This is a genomic window from Escherichia sp. TW14182 (assembly GCF_000208525.1).
GTDB classification, from domain to species: Bacteria; Pseudomonadota; Gammaproteobacteria; order Enterobacterales; family Enterobacteriaceae; genus Escherichia; species Escherichia ruysiae.
Genome location: NZ_AEJZ01000019.1, coordinates 1 through 16,430, shown reverse-complemented (window position 1 = coordinate 16,430; position 16,430 = coordinate 1). Strand labels below are relative to the sequence as shown.

Below are 16,430 nucleotides of genomic sequence, written 5' to 3'. Positions count from 1 at the left end.
ATAATGTTACCCGCCAGTACGTTTTCACTGATGGCTTCGTCCATAAATCCAGCAGGGGCAATCACCTGCACTTTGCCCGATTTAACATCAGCTTCGGAGATAATGCCCTTTACGCCGCCATAGTGGTCGGTGTGGCTGTGGGTGTAGATAACCGCAACAATCGGTTTTTGCGGACGATGCTGGAAGTAAAGGTCAAGGGCGGCTTTTGCGGCAGGCGGTGTTACCAGCGGGTCGATAACAATAATGCCTTTCTCGCCTTCCACGAACGTAATGTTGGAGATGTCCTGGCCGCGCACCTGATACATTTTATCGGTGACTTTGAACAGGCCAGAAATGCCGTTGATCTGTGACTGACGCCACAGGCTGGGGTTTACCGTTTCCGGCGCAGCGGCATTAATATCAAATTTGTAATCGTCTGCGCGGTAGTAAACTTTACCGTTCGCATCACGCAGAATACCTTCGTCCAGCAGCGGAGCGATAAATCCACGCTGGGCATCGTCAAAATCTTGACGATCGCTAAACGGTAATGATTTGGCGTAATTCTGATTAACCTGTTGCGTATATTGGGAGGCGGCTTTCGCTTCCTCTTTCGCGTAAGCGGTATTTACCATCATGCCGCTGGCGGCAGTTAACGCAATAACAATCCTGCTCAAACGGAATAACCGAGAGTTATTCATATAAATCTCCATTTATCATTTGTGTCGTAAATATGTAATCCATGCAAAATACGTCATTTAAAGCTGGCGATATCATAATTGGGAAACGACGATTTTAATAAACGGAAGTATGAGCGGAACGAGCCATTTTATTAGGGATTTGTGCTGAAGGTGAAAAAGTACGGCATATCTATTAACAATATCAATAATGTGACATGAATTATATTTTCATTATATATATTGCTTTCCTCTTTCACTTCGCCAGGAAGTACGCACAATGATTAATCAGGTGAATAATGCGGAGTGTAACCATGAAACCCGTGGTGCTGGTGGTGGATGATGACGCGGCTATCTGTGCACTGTTGCAGGACGTGTTAAGCGAACATGTCTTTACGGTTTCAGTCTGCCATACCGGACAGGCGGCAATATCGTGTATTGAAGGCGATCCTGATATTGCGCTGGTGGTGCTGGATATGATGTTGCCTGATACCAACGGCCTGATGGTATTACAACAACTACAGAAAATGCGTCCTGCATTGCCGGTGGTGATGCTGACCGGTCTGGGCAGTGAGTCTGATGTGGTGGTCGGGCTGGAAATGGGCGCGGATGATTATATCTGCAAGCCATTTACCCCACGGGTAGTGGTCGCGCGACTAAAAGCGGTGTTACGGCGCGTTGGCGTGCTGGCGGTCAATGAGGAGAAAAATGCCGGGCTGTCATTTAATGGCTGGTATCTCGATACCACACGCTGCCAGCTACACAATCCGCGACAGCAACTTGTTGAGCTGACTCAGGGCGAATATTGCTTGTTGCTGGCTCTGGCACAAAACGCCCGTCGGGTATTGAGCCGTGAGCAGTTGCTGGAGTTTACCCATAGTGACAGCATAGAGGTGTTTGATCGCACCATCGACGTATTAATCATGCGACTACGACGCAAAATCGAACTGAACCCGCATCAGCCAATGTTGATTAAAACTCTGCGCGGTCTGGGTTATGTCTTCGCTGCCGACGTGCATTAATCCGACATTTCTGTTTGCAGCTCTTCCAGTGTTTTTGCCCCGTCGATGGCGTTGGCGCATAACAGGCTCGCGCGTGCGCAGGCATGTGCCAGTTTGATGCTCTCGGTAAGCGTCCAGCGTTCGTGGCAGCCATACAAAAATCCGGCACAAAACGCATCACCCGCGCCGACGCTACCGATAATCTCGCGCGGTTCTAATTTCCGTGAGGGTATCCACATGCCGCCCTGTTCCGGCGTCTCTCCCCATGCGCCTTCCGCGCAGTGAATCACCACGCGCTGGCGCACGCCCGCATCTAACAGTTCGCGCGCGGCGGCGGCAATATGCGCGATATGTGGCTCGCCGTTAGGCAAACGAATCTCCAGCCCGCTAAATTCCCCAGCCTCCAGTTCGTTAATCACCAGATAATCCAGATGACGCAACGCGGGCAATACCAGCGGCTGATAGCGCGGATCGCCCTTGCGGGAAACCAGATCGAGACAGGTTTCATAGCCAGCGTCATGCATCTGCGCCAGCAGGCGGGCGCTGCGAGTGCCATAAACATCGTCTGGCATATCCAGGCTTTCGAGCAACAGCAGATAACCGAGATGGAAGATTTTCATGCTGCTATCAAGCTGGTCGAACGCCGGAAGATCCAGCAGCCGGTTAGCGCCCGGTGAATGGAAAAAGGTGCGCTGCCCGCTGGGATCGGTCATCACCTGCGACATCGACGTCGGCGCAAAAGTGGTGCGCTGCACATGCTGGCGGTTGACGTGATACTGCTCCAGCATTGCCATAATGTAATCGCCATCGCTGTCCTGACCGATTAGCCCGACCGCCTGCAAAGGCAGCCCGGCGCGCATTTTCGCCAGCGTCAGCAGGACGTTAAGCGGCGCGCCGCCGGTAGAGCGTTCGCTGTGGGTGATCTCCGCCAGCCAGCCGCGCTCCGGCCACTGGATAATCTGGTGGACGTGGTCAACCAGCATATTTCCTGCTGCGATAATACCTTTACGTTCCATCATGCCCGCTCCTGGATTAGCTAATGCGCTGTCGCCGGGCAGCGTCGCCGCCCGGCTTCGGACTTATTTCACCGTCCAGCCTTTGTAATTGCCGACGTTGTCTTTGTCGATCATCGTCACCGGGATCAGCACCGGCTCTTTCGGCGCGGGTTTGCCCTGCAAAATGTCGTAGCCAATTTCCACCGCTTTAGCTGCCATCACCTGGGGATCTTGCGCTGGGGTGGCGACAAACAACGAGTTCTCACGTTTCAGCGCCTCTTCGGCGTCCGGGCTACCATCCACGCCAACAATAAAGAACTCGTTACGTTGTGCCTGTTTTGCTGCCAGATCGGCGCCGATCGCGGTCGGATCGTTAATCGCAAACACGCCGTCGATCTTCGGATTAGCCGCCAGCAACGCGGTCATCACCTCCAGCCCGCCTTCACGACTGCCTTTGGCGTTCTGGTTGTCAGAGAGCACCTTGATGTCAGGATGGCGTTTAAATTCGGTCTGGCAGCCTTCGACGCGGTTCTGCACGGCGGACACCGGCGGCCCGTTGATGATCACCACGTTGCCTTTGCCTTTCAGGCGATCGGTGATGTATTTACAGGCCATTTCGCCCGCCTGGGTGTTATCGGAAGTAATGGTGGCGTCGGCACCTTCTGCCGCTACGTCAACCGCCACCACCACGATCCCGGCGTCTTTCGCCCGTTTCACCGCCGGGCCGATCCCTTTTGAATCGGCAGCGTTAAGGATGATCATATCGACGTTAGCGGCGATAAAGTTGTCAATTTGCGACACCTGCTGGCCCAGATCGTAGCCGCTGGAAACCAGCGTCACTTTGACGTTATCGCCTGCCAGTTTACGCGCTTCCAGCTCCGCGCCTTTGGTTATCTGTACGAAGAACGGGTTCGCCAGGTCGCCTACCGTTACGCCTATCGATTTCAGTTCTTTCGCCTGGGCGAACGGTGCCGCAGCCAGCAGCGCGCCTGCACAGAGCGCGGTCACTAAGGGCTTCAATCTCATACTGTATTCCTCATGTGTAGGGTATTGTTGTTATGCGCTTTGATGATGTCGGGTACGGTATTTGTCGATCAGCACCGCAATGATGATCACCGCCCCTTTGATCACCAACTGCCAGAAGTAAGAGACGCCCATTAAGGTCATGCCGTTGTTGAGCGTGGCGATAATCAGCGCGCCGACCAGCGTGCCGGTGATGGTGCCGATCCCGCCAACAAAACTGGTTCCGCCGAGGATCACCGCCGCAATGGCGTCCAGTTCGTAACCCATGCCTAAGTTGCCGTTGGCGCTGTATAGCCGCGAGGCGCTCATAATCCCGCCCAGCCCTGAAAGCAGGCCGCTCATGCCATAAACAAACAGCAGCACCAGCCAGACCTTAATGCCGGTAAGACGCGCCGCCTGCATATTGCCGCCGACGGCGTAGATATGAACGCCAAGCGTGGTGCGGCGCAGAATAAACCAGCACACCACGATCACCGCTAGCGCAATGACCACCAGCCAGGGGATCGGCCCAAGATAGTTGTTGCCTATCCACTCGAAATTAATGTTGGAGTTGATAACCGTAGTGCCATCCGCCAGCAGATACGCTGCCCCGCGCAGCGCCGTATAGGTGCCAAGTGTGACGATAAACGGCGGTAATCCGGCAAAGGCCACCAGCGCGCCGTTGAACAACCCCAGCAGCAGGCCGAGCATCAGCGCCGCCGGGATCGACAGCATGGCGAACTCCGGGCTAAGGGAGACGACCATCGCCGCCACCGCTGTGGTGCCGAGAATTGAACCTACAGAAAGATCGATCCCGCCGGTCAAAATGATGAAGGTCATTCCTGCCGCCAGCACAATGTTGATTGACGCCTGGCGGGTAATATTCAGCAGGTTGCTTTCGGTAAAAAAGTTTGGCGCGATAAAGCCAAAAATCGCCACGATCAGGATCAGAATCGGCAAAATGCCGACCGTTTGCATCAGATCGCTCATTAACATTTTTTTGGCAGAGGTCTTTGCAGATGTCGTCATGAGCGCACCGCCTGGGAATGGGCGTCGTTGACGCCGGTCGCTAAGGTCATAATGTTTTCCTGGGTGATGTTGTTGCCGTTTAACTCACCGGCAATGCTGCCTTCGCGCATTACATAAACGCGATCGCTCATCCCGACTATCTCCGGCAGTTCGCTGGAGATCATCAGGATCGCCACGCCCTTGCGCGCCATCTCGTTCATGATCCGGTAGATCTCGCTTTTTGCGCCGACATCCACGCCGCGCGTGGGTTCATCGAGCAGTAAAATGCGTGGGCCAATCGCCACCCAGCGGGAGATCAACAGTTTTTGCTGATTACCGCCCGAAAGCCCACCTGCTCGCACCTGGGCATGAGGCACGCGGATGTTGAGCAACTTAATGGCGTCATCGGAAATGGTTTGTGCTTTTTTGCGATTGAGCATCCCCCAGCTGGCATCGCGCTCCAGGGTTGCCATGGTGATGTTTTCGGCTGCCGCCATTTCAAGGAACAATCCCTGTTCTTTGCGGTTTTCGGTGAGAAAACCAATGCCAAGATCGATGGCTTCGCGCGGGGAGTGGATCACCACCGGTTCGCCATCGACTTCAATCATTCCGCCTGTCGCTTTCCGCACGCCGAAAATTAACTGCGCCAGTTCGGAACGTCCGGCGCCCACCAGCCCGGCGAGGCCGACAATTTCGCCGGAACGCACCAGCAGGCTACTCGGCTGGACTTTGCCGCCGTCGGTCAGGTGGTGAACGTTCAGGCGGGCTTTGCCGAGCGGGATATCGCGCTCTTTATTGAACAGATCGCTCAGCGGCCTGCCGACCATCATCCGCACCAGTTCCCCGGCGTTGAGATTGTCGCGGGTCAGGCTGCCAACGTATCGCCCGTCACGCAGCACGCTGACGCGATCGGAAAGCTCATACACTTCTGCCATGCGGTGGCTGATGTAGATAATCGCCATCCCTTCATCGCGCAGTCGCATAATCAGTTCAAACAGGCGGTGAGTTTCGCGGGAGGAGAGGGCGGCGGTAGGTTCGTCCATCACCAGAATGCGGCTGTTGCGATGCAACGCGCGGGCGATTTCGACCTGCTGTTGCTCGGCGATGGTCAGCGTCATGACTTTATCGCTGGCGTTAAACTGCGCGCCGAGGCGGTCGATCACTTTTTGCGCCTGCACCAGCATCTCTTTACGCTGCACCAGCCCGCCGTGGGAAAGCTCGCTGCCGAGGAAAATATTTTCTGCCACCGTCAGATTCGGTGCCAGCTGCATCTCCTGATAAATCAGCGTAATACCGGCGCTTAAGGCATCTTTCGGTGTGCGAATGTGAAAGGGCTTGCCGTCTATCAGGATCTCGCCGCTGGTGGCGGTATACGCCCCCGCCAGCACCTTCATCAGCGTGCTTTTTCCGGCGCCGTTTTCCCCCATCAGGGCATGGATCTCGCCAGGGTAAACCGTCAAATCCACCCCTTTGAGCGCGTAAAATTTGCCGAAGGCTTTGGCAATATTGCGCATCTCCAGAACTGGCGTGCTGTTCATGGCGGACTCCTGCGAGGTTGTCGATATCAGCACTCCATCACAGGAAAGTAAATGCAAAATGTCAGAAGCCGTTCATATTTGTCATATTGCGATTTTTCTTTACGGAGCGTGATATGGCGCACCCCGGACGTCACTTTTTTGCCAGCGCGCGCGGGCGGTTGCTGCTTTTAAATTTGCTTGTGGTGGCGGTGACGCTGATGGTCAGCGGCGTGGCGGTAATGGGCTTTCGTCATGCCAGCCAGATGCAGGAGCAGGTGCAGCAGCAAACGGTGGATGATATGACCGGCAGCCTGAATCTGGCGCGCGACACCGCAAACGTGGCGACAGCGGCGGTGCGATTATCACAGGTGGTGGGGGCGCTGGAATATAAAGGTGAAGCCGAGCGATTGCAGGAGACACAGCGGGCATTAAAAAGCTCGCTTGCACAACTGGCGAACGCGCCTTTAGCACAGCAGGACGCCGGGCTGGTGGCGCGAATCATCCAGCGCAGTAATGAACTGCAAACCAGCGTCGGCGGAATGCTGGAGCGGGGGCAAAGGCGGCACTTGGAACGTAACGCGCTGTTAAGTTCGCTATATCAAAACTTAAGTTATCTGCGGCATCTGCAAAAAGTCACTTACGCGGAAGATGATCTTTTGCTTAACGAGATGAACCGGCTGATCGTTGCCGCCATTGCCACTCCAGCACCGCAGGCGATTATTCATCAACTGGTTGAAGTGATGTCTGCGCTGCCGACTCATAGTGATACGCCGTTAGTAAATACGCTACTTACTGATTTTAATCGTGAACTGCGCAAACTCGCGCCGCTTTCGGCGTCACTGGAGCAAAGCGATCTGGCGATTAGCTGGTATATGTTTCACATCAAAGCTCTGGTGGCGATCCTTAACAGCGATATAAACCATTATGCCGAACAGGTGGCGATGCTTTCCGGTCAGCGGGTAGCACAAAGTTACCAGGATCTGCGCTCCGGTGAGAGGGTGATCATGATTTTTGCCCTGTTAGCGGTGGTGATCACCGCATTTGCAGGTTGGTACATCTATCGCAATCTCGGCTCAAACCTGACGGCGATTTCCCGCGCCATGAGCCGTCTGGCGCACGGTGAAGCAGACGTCAGCTTTCCGGCGTTACAGCGGCGCGATGAGTTAGGTGAACTGGCACGCGCCTTTAACGTCTTCGCCCGTAATACCGCATCGCTTGAGCGGACGTCACGGCTGCTGAAAGAGAAAACCACGCAGATGGAGATTGCTCAAACCGAGCGGCAGGGGCTGGAAGAGGCGCTGTTGCACAGCCAGAAACTAAAAGCGGTCGGGCAACTGACGGGGGGACTGGCGCATGATTTTAATAATCTGTTGGCGGTGATTATTGGCAGCCTGGAGCTGGTGAACACAGACTCGCCCGACGCGCCGCGAATACAGCGAGCGCAGCAAGCCGCCGAACGTGGCGCGCTACTAACCCAACGGCTGTTGGCGTTTTCCCGCAAGCAGTCCTTACATCCACAATCCATTGAACTGAAAACATTACTGGAAGAGTTAAGTGAATTGATGCGCCACTCCTTACCGACAACGCTGACGCTGGAGATTGAAGCACAGTCTCCGGCGTGGCCTGCGTGGATTGACGTCAGCCAACTGGAAAACGCCATCATCAACCTGGTGATGAACGCTCGTGATGCGATGGAAGGGCTGACGGGAACCCTCAAAATCCGCACCTGGAACCAGCGTGTCACCCGTAGCGGTGGGCAGCGTCAGGACATGGTGGCTCTGGAGGTTATCGATCATGGCTGTGGAATGTCGCAGGAGGTGAAAAGCCAGGTATTCGAGCCGTTCTTTACCACCAAACAGACGGGCAGTGGCAGCGGGCTGGGCTTGTCGATGGTCTATGGTTTCGTGCGTCAGTCCGGCGGGAGGGTGGAAATCGAAAGCGCGCCGGGGCAGGGAACGACAGTCAGACTACAGCTTCCCCGTGCGTTGTTGGCGGCGAAAAATGTATCGTCAGCGGTGGTAGAACAGACAGCCGTCAGCGGCGATAAGCTGGTGTTGGTGCTGGAAGATGAAGCTGCAGTACGCCAGACAATCTGCGAACAGTTGCACCTGCTGGGCTATTTGACGCTGGAAGCCAGCAGCGGCGAACAGGCGCTGGATCTGCTGGCGGCATCAGTGGAAATCGATATTTTTATCAGCGACTTAATGCTCCCAGGCGGTATGAGCGGCGCAGAAGTGGTCAATGCAGCACGCAAACGCTACCCACACCTGACGCTGCTGCTCATCAGCGGTCAGGATTTACGCCCCAGCTATAACCCCGCGTTGCCAGAAGTGGCGCTGCTGCGCAAACCTTTTACCCGCGTGCAACTGGCGCAGGCATTGGGGCAAATTGAGGGATGATTTTCAGAATTTATCAAGAGGCCTGGAGCAAACGTGCTGCTATTGTGAGCAATTCTGCTCTGAATGGGATATAAAAGGAATTACGTCAGTACTGACAAGAGGCGATTCACATATGATCGTGATGCCAACCACCTATAGCCCAATGACGGTTGCTCGTTCTTTTCGCGTGGTGGAAGAGATCGAGCTTTCCGGACGTCTGTTACAGGTGATTTATGACAGCCAGACGCCAAGAGCGGCCATCATTGAAGCGGACATTGAAGTTTTTGCAGGCGTGCCACGTCATCGGGTACTCGCCGCTCTCGACCTGCAGCGTAAAAAAGAGTTCGGCAGCGATATTATTGCCGTTGAACGCTGGTGGGAAGACTCGGATCTGGTACAAGTGGAAGGTATCTGCGTCTCCCCAGGTGAACGCGATAAAGGTCTGGCAACGCGACTGTATGAAGCGTTAATCCTGCAATGCGGAATCACACTCATCAGCGATTTTGATCAGTATGATGGCGGGAAGATGCTCTGGCAGAAGATCGCGCGCGAGTCCGATCAGATTTCGGTGTTTATATTAGACACTGAACAAGAGACATTTTGGCCTTACGATGGCACTAAAGTGATCTACGATGGTGGCTGCATTCCGGAAGAACGTATCTGGAGTATTTCTCCGGATCAAAAATGTCATAGCATTGTGCTGGTGGCGTAAAATAAACGGCGAGCTATCCAGCTAATGGAAGAGTCTGCGCCTTACCGTATTTGAGATTACTCCGCTACTCCGGTTATTCACACTCAACTAACGTTAAGCCAGTCCATCACAGAGACTGTCTTATGAAACCTTACTCCACGCTCTTTCTTTTCACCCTGCTCACGCTGACCACCGTTCCGGCTCAGGCCGATATTATCGACGACACGATTGGTAATATTCAGCAGGCGATTAACGACGCTTATAACCCTGACCGTGGGCGTGACTATGAAGATTCGCGCGACGACGGCTGGCAGCGTCAAGTGAGCGACGATCGTCGCAGACAATATGACGACCGCCGCCGCCAGTTTGAAGATCGCCGCAGGCAGCTGGACGACCGCCAGCGCCAGCTTGATCAGGAGCGTCGGCAGCTGGAAGATGAAGAGCGGAGAATGGAAGATGAGTATGGGCGGTGATGTTGGGTATAGGGCAGGCATCGCCCCTCCCCCTAATTCTCCCCATCAGCTATTAAAGCCCGGCTATTGTGTTGACTGCTGCTTAACGACATTAATCATCCACGGCACTCCAAATTTATCGGTAACTTTGCCGAAGCCATGTGCCCAGAAGGTTTCCTGCCAGTCCATTTCGATTTTTCCGTTGGCGGCAAGGTTGTCAAACCAACGTTTCCCTTCCTCGACCTGTTGCGAATCGAGCACCAACGTAAATCCGGAGTAGTTGGCTTTTCCTGACGGTATGGCATCGCTCATCATGATGTCGCTTCCGGCAATGCGCACGTTAGCATGGGCGATGGCAGTATCGGGAAATTGCATCCCTGAAGGACAACCTTCGGAGCTTTCCTGCGCGGGTTTCGGCATTTCCCCAAAGCTGATTTTATAGAGCAGTTCCGCATCTAACGTGCGTTGGTAATAGGCTATGGCGTCGGCACAGTTACCGGCAAAAGAGATATAGGGGCTTAACGGCATGATGGTGACCTCAGTTAAGAGAAGTCAGTTAAGTGTAGTTTGAATTTTGTACAGATGAAGAGTAGGCCTGATAAGACGCGGCAAGCGTCGCATCAGGCATTGGCACCGTTGCCGGATGCGGCGTAAACGCCTTATTCCGGCCTACGGATGGCGCGGGAATTTGTAGGCCTGATAAGACGCGCAAGCGTCGCATCAGGCATTTGGCACCGTTGCCGGATGTATCGCACCCGGCATTCGAAATCAATTCTTTTTCACAAACTCAGATTTCAGTTTCATCGGACCAAAACCGTCGATTTTGCAATCGATGTTATGGTCGCCTTCAACCAGGCGGATGTTTTTCACTTTGGTGCCGATTTTCAGCATCGAAGAGCTACCTTTCACCTTCAGATCTTTAATGATGGTAACGCTGTCGCCGTCAGCCAGCAGGTTGCCGTTAGCATCTTTAACGATCAGCTCGTCGCTTTCCTGCGCAGGTTCAGCGTCGTTCCATTCGTAGGCGCATTCCGGGCAGATGTACATGCCGTTATCTTCGTAGGTGTATTCGGAGTTGCATTTCGGGCAGTGTGGTAATGACATGTGGATTTCCTCAAAAGTCAGCAGGGCAAAAGCGCCAAAAAACGGCAGATTGCCGAAAAAGGCCGCAATTATACACAAAATCCCTGCGTTTGTCGGGGGTACTGCTGATTTTAGTCGACGATCGTTTTCATTTGAAAGACAACGCAAAAAGAAAATAATCTTTTTGCCTCTGTTTATTATTTAAGTTAAGGTTAACTCTCTTCTTGTTCTTTTTTTAATTAAATTGTTATTTTATCTTTCTGACTTTTAACTTGTCGGAAGAGATTTATTCATCCGAATAAAAACAACATATTAAATATAAAAATTATTTCCTGCAGTAATTATAAAAGCCGACAACAGAACGAAAAAACGATCTGGCTAAATAAAAATAATGAAATTTGCTTTAAGGAAGAATTTTCCATGTACACACAGACAATATATGAGTTAAGTCAGGAGGCTGAACGTCTGTTACAGCTTTCCAGACAACAGTTGCAGTTACTGGAAAAAATGCCGCTCTCTGTGCCCGGAGAAGATGCACCACCACTGGCTTTACCCTGGAGTCAGCCTAATATCGCCGAGCGTCACGCAATGCTGAATAATGAGCTGCGAAAAATTTCCCGTCTGGAAATGGTGCTGGCGATTATTGGCACCATGAAAGCAGGGAAATCAACCACCATTAACGCTATTGTTGGCACTGAAGTTCTGCCTAATCGCAATCGCCCTATGACTGCGCTGCCGACGCTTATTCGCCATACGCCGGGGCAAAAAGAACCGGTGCTGCATTTTTCACATGTCGCACCAATCGACTGTTTAATCCAACAATTACAACAACGCCTGCGCGATTGCGATATTGAGCATCTGACCGAACTGCTGGAAATAGATAAAGATATGCGTGCGCTTATGCAGCGGATCGAAAATGGCGTTGCTTTTGAAAAATATTATCTTGGTGCCCAGCCAATTTTTCATTGCCTGAAAAGTTTGAATGATTTGGTGCGTCTGGCGAAGGCGCTGGACGTCGATTTTCCTTTTTCTGCTTACGCCGCCATTGAGCATATTCCGGTTATTGAAGTGGAGTTTGTCCATCTGGCAGGGCTGGAGAGTTATCCCGGGCAGTTGACGCTGCTGGATACCCCCGGACCGAATGAAGCCGGACAACCGCATCTGCAAAAAATGCTTAACGAGCAACTGGCGCGCGCCTCCGCAGTGCTGGCGGTGCTGGACTATACGCAACTGAAGTCAATCTCCGATGAAGAAGTGCGTGAGGCGGTTTTAGCGGTGGGGAAATCAGTACCGCTGTATGTGCTCGTCAATAAGTTCGATCAGCAGGATCGTAACAGTGACGATGCAGAACAGGTGCGGGCGCTGATTTCCGGGACGTTGATGAAAGGTTGTGTTACGCCAGGGCAGATATTTCCGGTATCGTCGATGTGGGGCTATCTGGCAAATCGGGCACGTCATGAGTTAGCTAACAATGGTAAGTTGCCAGCACCGGAGCAACAACGCTGGGTGGAGGATTTTGCCCATGCCGCGCTTGGCAGGCGCTGGTGCAATGCCGATCTGGCAGATATCGACCATATTCGCCATGCTGCCGATCAACTGTGGGAAGATTCGCTGTTCGCCCAACCGGTTCAGGCATTACTCCATGCCGCCTACGCCAACGCGTCGTTATATGCACTGCGATCTGCCTCGCATAAGTTGTTGAATTATGCCCAACAAGCGCGGGAATACCTTGATTTTCGCGCACACGGGCTGAACGTCGTTTGCGAGCAATTGCGGCAAAATATCCTCCAGATTGAAGAAAATATGCAGCTATTGCAGCTTAATCAGGTGCAGGTGAGTGGCGAGATTAAACATGAAATCGAGGTGGCTCTGGCATCAGCCAACGACTTTCTGCGTCAGCAGCAAGACGAGGTGAATACCCAGTTAGCAGTGCTGTTTCAACATGATTCGTGGCCGTTAAGCGAGATTCGTACCCGCTGCGAGACGCTGTTACAGGCGGCACAGACCAAAATCAGCCGTGACTTTACGCTGCGTTTTGCTGAACTGGAATCAACCCTTTGCCGGGTGTTAAGCGATGTTATTCACCCCATCGAGCAGCGGGTAAAAACAGAATTGAATGAGTCTGGGTTTCGCCCCGACTTTCATTTTCCTGCTTTTCACGGCGCAGTCCCACACTTCAATACTCGCCAGCTGTTCAGTGATGCAATATCCCACCAGGAAGCAATGGATGAGCAGAGCAGCCGTTTTGGCATTGTGCGTGAGACGTTCTCGCGCTGGCTGAATCAGCCTGACTGGGGACGGGGTGGTGAGAAATCACCGCCAGAGGCCGTTGATTACAGTGCGCTACAACGAACGTTAACCGAAGAAGTAGACCTTTATTGCCAACAAATGGCTAAAGCTTTGGCGGTTCAGGTCGATGATTCTGTCACGGCAGGCATGAACACTTTTTTCGCTGATTTCGCGTTATGTTTGACGGAATTACAGGCGCGTTTACGCGATAGTCTGGCTCTGCGTCAACAAAATGAATCCGTGGTCAGGATGATGCAGCAGCAATTGCAGCAGACCGTGATGATTCATGGCTGGATTTATACGGACTCTCAGTTGTTACGCGATGATATTCAAACTCTTTTCATGGCAGAACAGTATTGACAAAGACGTTACTGGACGGCTCTGGTCGCGTACTGGAGTCAGTTTATCCCCGCTTTTTGGTGGATCTGGCGCAGGGCGATGATGCCCGCTATCCACAAACCCATCAGCAGCAGCTTCGTGAACGACTGATGCAGGAGATCCTTGCGCGCGCACAGCTTCAGACGTGGGCGAATGCCGGAATGTTAAATGCGCCACTTAGCCTGCGCCTGACATTGGTGGAAAAACTGGCGGCGATGCTTGATCCCGGTCATCTGGCGCTGACGCAGATCGCGCAACATTTGGCACTATTGCAAAAAATGGATCACCGTTCGTACTCTGCTTTCCCGGAACTTCCCCAGCAAATCGCCGCGTTGTATGAGTGGTTTTCTGCCCGCTGTCGCTGGAAGGAAAAAGCGTTAATGCAACGAGGGTTACTGGTTCAGGCAGGTGAGCAGAGTGAGCAAATTTTTACCCGCTGGCGTGCTGGTGCGTATAACGCCTGGTCGCTACCGGGACGTTGTTTTATTGCTCTGGAGGAGCTGCGCTGGGGAGCGTTTGGTGATGCCTGTCGTCTGGGTAATCCACAAGCAGCGGCGTCGTTGCTTGACGATTTGCGCGTGAAAGCGACGCAATATCTGGCAGAGAGTATCAATGCGGCACCGACCACTCGCCATTATTACCATCAGTGGTTTTCCCCTCCTGGAGCCCCGACAGGCGGGGATCATGCAGACTTTTTAAGTTGGCTGGGCAAGTGGTCGGATGCCGATAAGCAGCCTGTTTGCTGGTCAGTAACCCAACGCTGGCAAACCGTCGCGTTGGGGATGCCACGGCTCTGTTCAGCACAACGTCTGGCGGGGGCAATGGTCGAAGAAATCTTCTCTGTAAATTGACTGTAAATAATCAGTTACATCAATGAGTGCTCAACGAAATCCATGTGTGAAGTTGATCACAAATTTAAACGCTGGTAGGGTAAAAAGGTCATTAACTGCCCAATTCAGGCGTCAACAGGTTTGATTGTACAATCCTTAATCGGATCGTGTAAGCAAACCAGCTACGCTTGTTACAGAGATTGCACCCTGCAATTCCCGCTCCCCTTTTGCGGGCGCCGCGTCTATTTGCCTGACGCGTGCGGAAATGGGCTTACTCTGCGAGGAAAGCTATGCTGAAAAGGAAAAAAGTAAAACCGATAACCCTTCGTGATGTCACCATTATTGATGACGGTAAACTGCGAAAAGCCATTACTGCAGCATCGCTGGGTAATGCAATGGAATGGTTCGATTTTGGTGTTTATGGTTTTGTTGCTTACGCATTAGGTAAAGTATTTTTCCCGGGGGCTGACCCCAGCGTGCAGATGGTTGCTGCACTTGCCACCTTCTCCGTTCCCTTTCTGATTCGACCGCTTGGCGGACTCTTCTTCGGTATGTTGGGCGATAAATATGGTCGCCAGAAGATCCTCGCTATCACTATTGTGATTATGTCGATCAGTACGTTCTGTATCGGTTTAATACCGTCCTACGCCTCTATTGGTATTTGGGCGCCGATTTTGCTGTTGATCTGTAAGATGGCACAAGGTTTCTCGGTCGGCGGTGAATATACCGGAGCGTCGATATTTGTTGCGGAATACTCACCTGACCGTAAACGTGGCTTTATGGGCAGCTGGCTGGACTTCGGTTCTATTGCCGGGTTTGTGCTGGGTGCGGGCGTGGTGGTGTTGATTTCGACCATCGTCGGTGAAGAGAACTTCCTTGACTGGGGCTGGCGTATTCCGTTCTTTATCGCGCTGCCGCTGGGAATTATTGGGCTTTATCTTCGTCATGCTTTAGAAGAGACGCCAGCGTTCCAGCAACATGTTGAGAAACTGGAACAGGGTGACCGCGAAGGTTTGCAGGATGGCCCGAAAGTCTCGTTTAAAGAGATTGCCACCAAACACTGGCGCAGTCTGTTGACATGTATTGGTCTGGTGATCGCCACCAACGTGACTTACTACATGTTGCTGACTTATATGCCGAGTTATTTGTCGCATAACCTGCATTACTCCGAAGACCACGGGGTGCTGATTATTATCGCGATTATGATCGGTATGCTGTTTGTTCAGCCGGTGATGGGCTTGCTGAGTGACCGTTTTGGCCGTCGTCCGTTTGTGATCCTCGGCAGTGTTGCGTTGTTTGCGCTGGCGATCCCGGCGTTTATCCTGATTAACAGCAATATTATCGGCCTGATTTTCGCCGGGTTGCTGATGCTGGCGGTGATCCTTAACTGCTTTACGGGTGTTATGGCCTCTACCTTGCCAGCGATGTTCCCGACACATATCCGTTACAGTGCGCTGGCGGCGGCATTTAATATTTCGGTGTTGGTTGCCGGTCTGACGCCAACGCTGGCGGCCTGGCTGGTGGAAAGCTCGCATAATCTGATGATGCCTGCCTATTACCTGATGGTAGTGGCGGTGATTGGTTTAATCACCGGCGTGACCATGAAAGAGACGGCGAATCGTCCACTGAAAGGTGCGACGCCTGCGGCGTCAGATTTGCAGGAAGCGAAGGAAATTCTCGTCGAGCATTACGATAATATTGAGCAGAAAATCGAGGATATTGACCAGGAAATTGCCGATTTGCAGGCGAAACGTACCCGCCTGGTGCAGCAACATCCGCGAATTGATGAGTAAGCTGAAACGGATTGCCTGATGCGACACTCTCTTATCAGGCCAACAATCGAACTCTTAAGGTTCACTTAATCTCTGACGCGCATACTCTCCTCCAGGACAACGGAGGAGAGTGCAATGAAAAACCGTGTTTATGAAAGTTTAACGACTGTGTTTAGCGTGCTGGTAGTCAGCAGCTTTCTCTATATCTGGTTTGCCACGTATTGATCTTTCTTCAGCCGTACCCAGGCGCGCGTACCGGAAGCCTCTTCCCGGTTTTGCAGGAAAAACTGCCCGTGATGCAACTGTGTGATGCGGCTGACAATACTTAATCCCAGACCAATCCCGCCATAACGGCTGGCCATTCGTACAAACGCTTTGCTC

General features: G+C 52.7%; 15 protein-coding genes and 1 pseudogene. 8 read left to right on the top strand and 8 right to left on the bottom strand.

Translation table 11 applies throughout. The features are described from left to right. A pseudogene (gene yjcS, locus EQY_RS0102060) lies at positions 1 to 677 on the bottom strand (alkyl sulfatase YjcS); the annotation flags it as partial. A gap of 290 nt (positions 678 to 967) precedes the next feature. Here yjcS and EQY_RS0102055 point away from each other — a divergent pair. Beyond that, positions 968 to 1,675 (top strand): response regulator transcription factor, encoded by a 708-nt coding sequence (locus EQY_RS0102055; protein WP_000805926.1) that lies wholly within the window; start codon positions 968 to 970, stop codon positions 1,673 to 1,675. Here the strand turns inward: EQY_RS0102055 and EQY_RS0102050 are convergent. Genes EQY_RS0102050 through EQY_RS0102035 form a run of 4 tightly spaced genes read right to left on the bottom strand, consistent with a single transcriptional unit; the run spans position 1,672 to position 6,197 of the window. Next, positions 1,672 to 2,673, bottom strand: coding sequence for a carbohydrate kinase family protein (locus EQY_RS0102050; RefSeq protein ID WP_000970595.1), 1,002 nt, complete (start codon positions 2,671 to 2,673; stop codon positions 1,672 to 1,674). The two genes, EQY_RS0102055 and EQY_RS0102050, sit on opposite strands and share 4 nt — an antisense overlap. Before the next feature lie 60 nt (positions 2,674 to 2,733). Beyond that, complete coding sequence (locus tag EQY_RS0102045) at positions 2,734 to 3,675, bottom strand: ABC transporter substrate-binding protein (protein WP_001237474.1); 942 nt, start codon at positions 3,673 to 3,675, stop codon at positions 2,734 to 2,736. 30 nt (positions 3,676 to 3,705) lie between these two features. After that, a complete protein-coding gene (locus EQY_RS0102040) occupies positions 3,706 to 4,680 on the bottom strand; it encodes an ABC transporter permease subunit (protein ID WP_000213464.1) in 975 nt (324 codons plus the stop codon). Beyond that, positions 4,677 to 6,197: a sugar ABC transporter ATP-binding protein gene (locus EQY_RS0102035; protein ID WP_001089397.1), complete on the bottom strand. Its 1,521-nt coding sequence runs from the start codon at positions 6,195 to 6,197 to the stop codon at positions 4,677 to 4,679. Before EQY_RS0102035 ends, EQY_RS0102040 begins: the two co-directional genes overlap by 4 nt. 113 nt (positions 6,198 to 6,310) lie before the next feature. Between EQY_RS0102035 and EQY_RS0102025 the strand changes: the two genes are divergently transcribed. From EQY_RS0102025 to yjdP, 3 genes are all read left to right on the top strand, one after another. Next, positions 6,311 to 8,575, top strand: a complete 2,265-nt coding sequence (locus tag EQY_RS0102025) for an ATP-binding protein (protein WP_000940969.1) — start codon at positions 6,311 to 6,313, stop codon at positions 8,573 to 8,575. 112 nt (positions 8,576 to 8,687) lie between these two features. Further along, positions 8,688 to 9,266 (top strand): GNAT family protein, encoded by a 579-nt coding sequence (locus EQY_RS0102020; protein ID WP_000636710.1) that lies wholly within the window; start codon positions 8,688 to 8,690, stop codon positions 9,264 to 9,266. Between the two features lie 122 nt (positions 9,267 to 9,388). After that, a complete protein-coding gene (gene yjdP, locus EQY_RS0102015) occupies positions 9,389 to 9,718 on the top strand; it encodes a DDRRRQL repeat protein YjdP (protein ID WP_000806200.1) in 330 nt (109 codons plus the stop codon). A gap of 63 nt (positions 9,719 to 9,781) precedes the next feature. Here the strand turns inward: yjdP and yjdN are convergent, their stop codons facing one another. Both yjdN and EQY_RS0102005 read right to left on the bottom strand, forming a co-directional pair. Then, a complete protein-coding gene (yjdN, locus tag EQY_RS0102010) occupies positions 9,782 to 10,225 on the bottom strand; it encodes a VOC family metalloprotein YjdN (protein ID WP_001131294.1) in 444 nt (147 codons plus the stop codon). Positions 10,226 to 10,465: 240 nt separating this feature from the next. Next, positions 10,466 to 10,801, bottom strand: coding sequence for a zinc ribbon domain-containing protein YjdM (locus EQY_RS0102005; RefSeq protein WP_001300891.1), 336 nt, complete (start codon positions 10,799 to 10,801; stop codon positions 10,466 to 10,468). 399 nt (positions 10,802 to 11,200) lie between these two features. Between EQY_RS0102005 and crfC the strand changes: the two genes are divergently transcribed. The 4 genes from crfC to pmrR all read left to right on the top strand — a co-directional run bounded on the left by crfC (position 11,201) and on the right by pmrR (position 16,274). Beyond that, entirely contained in the window at positions 11,201 to 13,429 is a 2,229-nt protein-coding gene (crfC, locus tag EQY_RS0102000; RefSeq protein WP_000288529.1) for a clamp-binding protein CrfC, read from the top strand. Then, positions 13,426 to 14,298 (top strand): diguanylate cyclase regulator RdcB family protein, encoded by an 873-nt coding sequence (locus EQY_RS0101995; RefSeq protein WP_000169206.1) that lies wholly within the window; start codon positions 13,426 to 13,428, stop codon positions 14,296 to 14,298. Before crfC ends, EQY_RS0101995 begins: the two co-directional genes overlap by 4 nt. Positions 14,299 to 14,567: 269 nt before the next feature. After that, complete coding sequence (gene proP, locus EQY_RS0101990) at positions 14,568 to 16,070, top strand: glycine betaine/L-proline transporter ProP (protein WP_010353876.1); 1,503 nt, start codon at positions 14,568 to 14,570, stop codon at positions 16,068 to 16,070. Positions 16,071 to 16,184: 114 nt separating this feature from the next. Further along, the gene (gene pmrR, locus EQY_RS27265; RefSeq protein ID WP_000797657.1) at positions 16,185 to 16,274 is read left to right on the top strand and encodes an LpxT activity modulator PmrR; all 90 of its coding nucleotides are present in this window, start codon (positions 16,185 to 16,187) and stop codon (positions 16,272 to 16,274) included. Here pmrR and EQY_RS0101985 read toward each other — a convergent pair. Continuing rightward, positions 16,250 to 16,430, bottom strand: a 181-nt coding sequence (locus EQY_RS0101985; protein ID WP_000311345.1) for an ATP-binding protein, incomplete at its 5' end; no start/stop codon positions are given. The two genes, pmrR and EQY_RS0101985, sit on opposite strands and share 25 nt — an antisense overlap.

What these genes read in the sequence shown, in the direction of transcription:
- EQY_RS0102055 (WP_000805926.1), top strand. Translation starts at nt 968, where the DNA reads ATGAAACCCGTGGTGCTGGTGGTGGATGATGACGCGGCTATCTGTGCA.
- EQY_RS0102050 (WP_000970595.1), bottom strand. Translation starts at nt 2,673, where the DNA reads ATGATGGAACGTAAAGGTATTATCGCAGCAGGAAATATGCTGGTTGAC.
- EQY_RS0102045 (WP_001237474.1), bottom strand. Translation starts at nt 3,675, where the DNA reads ATGAGATTGAAGCCCTTAGTGACCGCGCTCTGTGCAGGCGCGCTGCTG.
- EQY_RS0102040 (WP_000213464.1), bottom strand. Translation starts at nt 4,680, where the DNA reads ATGACGACATCTGCAAAGACCTCTGCCAAAAAAATGTTAATGAGCGAT.
- EQY_RS0102035 (WP_001089397.1), bottom strand. Translation starts at nt 6,197, where the DNA reads ATGAACAGCACGCCAGTTCTGGAGATGCGCAATATTGCCAAAGCCTTC.
- EQY_RS0102025 (WP_000940969.1), top strand. Translation starts at nt 6,311, where the DNA reads ATGGCGCACCCCGGACGTCACTTTTTTGCCAGCGCGCGCGGGCGGTTG.
- EQY_RS0102020 (WP_000636710.1), top strand. Translation starts at nt 8,688, where the DNA reads ATGATCGTGATGCCAACCACCTATAGCCCAATGACGGTTGCTCGTTCT.
- yjdP (WP_000806200.1), top strand. Translation starts at nt 9,389, where the DNA reads ATGAAACCTTACTCCACGCTCTTTCTTTTCACCCTGCTCACGCTGACC.
- yjdN (WP_001131294.1), bottom strand. Translation starts at nt 10,225, where the DNA reads ATGCCGTTAAGCCCCTATATCTCTTTTGCCGGTAACTGTGCCGACGCC.
- EQY_RS0102005 (WP_001300891.1), bottom strand. Translation starts at nt 10,801, where the DNA reads ATGTCATTACCACACTGCCCGAAATGCAACTCCGAATACACCTACGAA.
- crfC (WP_000288529.1), top strand. Translation starts at nt 11,201, where the DNA reads ATGTACACACAGACAATATATGAGTTAAGTCAGGAGGCTGAACGTCTG.
- proP (WP_010353876.1), top strand. Translation starts at nt 14,568, where the DNA reads ATGCTGAAAAGGAAAAAAGTAAAACCGATAACCCTTCGTGATGTCACC.
- pmrR (WP_000797657.1), top strand. Translation starts at nt 16,185, where the DNA reads ATGAAAAACCGTGTTTATGAAAGTTTAACGACTGTGTTTAGCGTGCTG.